This is a genomic window from Bradyrhizobium sp. (genome assembly GCF_019244115.1).
Classification (GTDB): Bacteria; Pseudomonadota; Alphaproteobacteria; order Rhizobiales; family Xanthobacteraceae; genus Bradyrhizobium.
The window spans coordinates 1-4,781 of sequence record NZ_JAFATE010000645.1; the positions used below are offsets into that span (position 1 = coordinate 1).

At 61.9% G+C, this 4,781-nt stretch carries 4 protein-coding genes; 1 reads left to right on the top strand and 3 read right to left on the bottom strand.

Going from position 1 to position 4,781, the window contains the following annotated elements; all coding sequences use genetic code 11:
• Window positions 1–738: 738 nt before the first annotated feature.
• Complete coding sequence (locus JOZ76_RS28145) at window positions 739–963, bottom strand: hypothetical protein (protein WP_291704233.1); 225 nt, start codon at window positions 961–963, stop codon at window positions 739–741.
• 61 nt (window positions 964–1,024) lie between these two features.
• Window positions 1,025–1,261 carry a hypothetical protein gene (locus JOZ76_RS28150; RefSeq protein WP_291704235.1) on the bottom strand — a complete coding sequence of 79 codons (237 nt, stop codon included), beginning with the start codon at window positions 1,259–1,261 and terminating at the stop codon, window positions 1,025–1,027.
• Here JOZ76_RS28150 and JOZ76_RS28155 point away from each other — a divergent pair.
• Entirely contained in the window at window positions 1,245–1,904 is a 660-nt protein-coding gene (locus JOZ76_RS28155) for a transporter substrate-binding domain-containing protein (protein ID WP_291704237.1), read from the top strand. The genes JOZ76_RS28150 and JOZ76_RS28155 overlap by 17 nt on opposite strands.
• Window positions 1,905–1,909: 5 nt before the next feature.
• On the opposite strand, the gene JOZ76_RS28160 is transcribed toward JOZ76_RS28155, so the two are convergent.
• Entirely contained in the window at window positions 1,910–4,219 is a 2,310-nt protein-coding gene (locus JOZ76_RS28160; RefSeq protein ID WP_291704239.1) for an ATP-binding protein, read from the bottom strand.
• Between the last annotated feature and the right edge of the window lie 562 nt (window positions 4,220–4,781).

A 4,781-nucleotide genomic window follows, 5' to 3' on the forward strand; every position in this document is an offset into this window, starting at 1 on the left:
GCGACAGGCAATTATCCCACAGCCAACCATCCGCTGCTTGCGTCACTGCAAACGGACACTCCGCAGGCATCTCTACGAGCCTCCACGAAAACGTCGATATCAATCGATGCCCGTGCTATCTTAACGCCTATGGGGAATGCCGGGTGCTGGCCGCAACCCATGGCCCCCGTGCAATAAAAAAGCACGGGGAAGGAACCACAGGTTCAGCCGAATCATCCGGCATTCCCTGCGCGACGGTTTTAACGCTTATGGCGCGCTCTCCCCAGGAACCGGGCTTTCTTGCTCCTGTCGCCCGCGAGATCATCGCTCGCGGGCTTGGCCTCAGCGTCGGGAGGCCAGGACCACACGCTTTCACGTCCGCCTCGGTGCCGTTCGTCCGCACGAAGAACTCGCGCGGGTCACCGAAACGTCCATCGCATCCCGCACTCCACGTTCGTGACGACCGCGAAGCGCCCCTCGGTATCGAGCGCGGGACGGTGCGGATCATGCTTCTGATTTACGAGAATGTCAAGCCTGATTTCAAAAATCAGAAATCAACGATCTGCGACGGATTGGCACGACGGGCAATTCGCGCATGGCAGGCACGCGTAATCCGCCCGTCGTGCAGTCATCAGGAGCGACCACCTGCGAGCGTGGGGATTCGCAGGGTGGGTTAGCCGAAGGCGTAACCCACCCTGTCACCGCGGAAAGAAGATGGTGGGTTACGCTTCGCTAACCCCCAGCAAGACCAGACTCGCCCTACTCCGCCAACAAGCGATATTCTTTTTGGAAGCTCGCGACTTGAGCAGTGTTGTAGCAACTCCCACAGATATCCGAACAGGACAGGACAGCCGGAACAGCCGCGACCGACAGGCAAACGATAATCGCAATTCCAATGATTTCCGCATCGGGCAATTCAGCTCCCACGCAGACTTTAGGTTCCGGGCGCGGCGCGATGGTGATACCCCACTTACCTTGATACATCGACCATACTTCCCATTGTCAGTGCGCCCGAAGCCAGTAGGCTTTGCCAAATTTGCGCCTTTTAGAGTGCCACGCGAAAGCGGCGCGCCACAGCGGTCCGCTCGACAGATGTCACCTGCAGAAAATGGGAGGGAACGATGCAACGATGTTGCGCAATATCTTGGCTGATCACGATCATCACGGTGTGCATCTCGTCAGCCGCCTTCGCACGCTCGCTCGACGATATCATCTCCGCCGGCAGCATTCGCGTCGGCGTGAATCCGAGCTTCGCGACCGCGATCTTGAATGACCAGAACAAGCTGGCTGGCTTCGATGTCGATCTGTCCAACAGGCTGGCGCAAATGCTCGGCGTCAGGGCCGAGTTCGTGACCCTGGACAGCCAGTCGCGCATTCCTTACCTCACTGCCGGACTCGTCGATATGGTGCTCGGCGGGATGACGCGCACCCCGGAACGTGCCAGGCTCATTGAATTCACCGTGCCGGTCATGACGGAAACGCTCGGCGCACTCACGGTAAAGGGCACTCCGTACCGGAAGCTTGCCGATCTCAACCGCCCAGACGTGACGCTCGCAGAAGTTCGCGGTACGACACCGGTGCCCTGGATTCAACAGCATTTGCCGCAGGCCAAGCTGCTTCTGCTCGACAATCATCCTGACGTGCTGCGTGCCGTGGCAGACGGCCGCGCAACCGCCGTCGTGGACGATCTTGCTTCGATCGGCGCCATCGCACGGACGATCGATGCGCAATGGTTGCCGCTCGCCGATCACGCCGACGAAGTCGATTGGGACTGCATCGGCGTTGCCAAGTCCGACGTGACGCTGCGGCGGTGGCTCAACCTCGCGCTGTTCTCGCTGCACACGAGCGGCTTCGTGGAGGACACCTACCGCATGTGGTTTGGATTCAACATGGCGGCTCCCATTCCGGCACAGCCGTATTTCTGAGAGTGTCAGGAGATCGTCCTCGCTTCCCCGAGTTCGGCTTTGTCGCTGGCCGGCAAGGTAAAGCAGAAGACCATGCCTCGCGGTACGTTCGCCTTTGCCCATATATGTCCGCCATGGGCTTCGACGATCGTGCGGCTGATGCGCAGTCCCATGCCCATTCCGGTCGGCTTGGTCGTGGAAAAAGCATCGAACAGCTGCTCGAAGCGCTCGGGCGCGAGCCCGACGCCGGTATCCGCCACGGTGACTTGCAAATTCCCCGATTCGTCCCGACCGGAGACGATGGTCAGCTCGGACCGTCCATCGTCGGCCGCTGCGATGGATTCGATGGCGTTGACGACCAGATTGATCATGACCTGCTCGACCTGCACGCGATCGCCTACCACCTGCGGCATCGTTTCATCGAGCTTGAGGATCAGCGCAATTTGATACCGATACAGCTCGCTGCCCGTCATGGCGGCGACTTCCTTGATGACGTCATTCACGCTGACCCAGCTCCGCTCGAGCGGGGCTCGTCTCGCCATGGCGCGGATGCGCTGGACCACTTCGCCGGCGCGCTGAGCGTCCTTGGCGATTGCCTCGAATTGTTGCCGCGCCTCTTCCAGATTGGGGGGAGACTGGGCAAGCCAACTGAGCCCGGCCTGGGCATTGAGGGTAGCGGCCGTCAGCGGCTGATTGACTTCATGCGCGATCGAAGCGGTCAGCTCACCGAGGGTCGTGACGCGCGCGAAACGTGCGAGTTCCGCGCGCGCGTCCAGAAGAGCCATCTCGGCCCGCTTTCGCTCGGTGATGTCGGTCATGAAGGTCTCGAAATAGAGCGGCTGGTTCTTGCTATCACGTATGATGGAGCTGGTGAGAAGGACGGTAATGGTTCCACCGTCCTTTCGCTTGAGTTCGGCTTCATAACCGCTGACGGCTTCTTCTTTGGACAGTTTCGCCTTCAACTCTTCACGGGCACCTGGTGCGGCCCAAATCTGCTCGCCCGTGCTGGTCACCTCATCCATCATCTCCTGTGCGGAGGCGTAGCCGAGCATCCGCGTGGCGGCCGGGTTGACGCTGAGCACGCGTCCCGAAAACGTCGTGCGGAGGATTCCTTCGAGCGCGTTTTCGACGGTGCTGCGATAGTCCGCCTCGCTCCGTCGCAAACTCTCCTCGGTGTCCTTCAGACTCACGGTCATGCGTTTGAATGCGCGCGTGAGCAGGCCGACCTCATCCTCGCGCTGCACCTCGGGGACATCCCGCCATTCGCCGCGCGCGATCGATTGCGCGACCCGCGTCAAGGTGCTCAGCGGCCGCAAGCTCCGCGCGACGAGCCAGTATCCCGCGAGCAGGGTGAGTGCCACGACGGCAAGGCTGATGCCGAACGAGACCAGCAGCGCATGTTGTGCCGGCCCGAGAAAGTCCGAGACAGGCATCGCTGCAATGGCGGTCCATGCGATCTCGCCCGGCACCTGGAACCTGGTGGCGGCCGCGTAAGTCAGGCCCAGCTCCTGACCTTCGAACTTGAATGTTTGCCTACCCGGTCCCGACAAGGGGCCCGACCCAGCGATGTGCGCCAGCAAGTAACCTGCCGTTTCGCGCACCACGGGATCGTCGGAGCCGACGGGCGAAAGGCTGCGTTGAGACGTGCCATTTGAGGCAGCGACCAATAGACCGCCGGGACCGAGAATGAACATCCGCCCGGTATAGCCAAGGCATCGGGAGTTCAACCGGTCGGCAAGTGAAGAAAGCAGGAGGCGGACACCGATCACGCCGGCAGCCGGTTGCTCCTTGCCGACCGGTGCGGTGAGAGCGATGCTGAGCACCGCCTCGTTTCCGCCGAGATCGGCTTGAGTCCAGTACCGCGCCTGCTGCTTGGCTGTCGCGTACCAGCTCTGCGCGCGGGCATCGAACCGGCCGCTCGATTTGAGCGGCTGTCCCGGGTGCCCATCGGGCGAGGCGTCGAACTGGCGCAGGACGCCGGCACGGAAATCATCCGTCATCACGAAGACCTTCGTGCCGTCCGCCAGCCGCCCGGCCGAGACCTGTCCGCCCGCTTCGTTCGCGAAGAACACCCAATCGACATCGGGCTCGTCGGTCAGCACGGCGTACAACGCGCGCAACATCGCGCTCGCATTGTCCAGCGCGATCGCCTGGCGGACGATCTCGTTCTCCATTCGAAACAATGTGCGATTTGAACGACGCAGCAGGTCCGCGATGCCGTCGCTGAGAGCGCCGACACAATGCCTGACCACCTGTTCGGAAGCGGCGGCCGCAATCGTGCGCGCTTGCCAATACCCGATGCCCGTGAGAGCAATGCCGAGCGCGAGCGCGACCATCGTTGCCGGGAGCACCAGGCGCCAGCGCAACATCAGCCCGACCCGTCGCAGCGCTTGGGGATAGCATCGGCACCAGCTGTAGGATCACCATTCATGACCCACCTAAGCTCTGGCCGCTCAGCCGGACGCAAGCATGACAGCCTTGCTGGGCTCTTGCAAGCTATTGGTAACGAACGAGGTGCTCACAGTCGTTCGTTGGGCGCGTGATACTCGGGATTCACCAGCTAAAGCAAATTGCTGTCTGGCGGCGCTTGTCGGAATCCAACCGGAGCCGGAATTGGTCAACAGGTCCGAGGTGCCGGAGGCGGTGATCCGCTGCGAAATCCCGGCGCCCGTGAAGGGCCCGTAAGTACCGGCTCCATGAGGCGTTCGGCACATCCGACTGCGGTGCCTGCGAGTATTTTCTTACCCGTCGCGGCCGGGTGCTGGCCGCACCGATGACCCACCAGCAACCATCGGTTTGGCCGGGCATCCGACCTTCCCTGCACGACGGTTTTAACGCTTATGGCGCGCTCTCCCTGGGAACCGGGCTTTCTTGCTCCCATCGCCCGCGAGATCATCA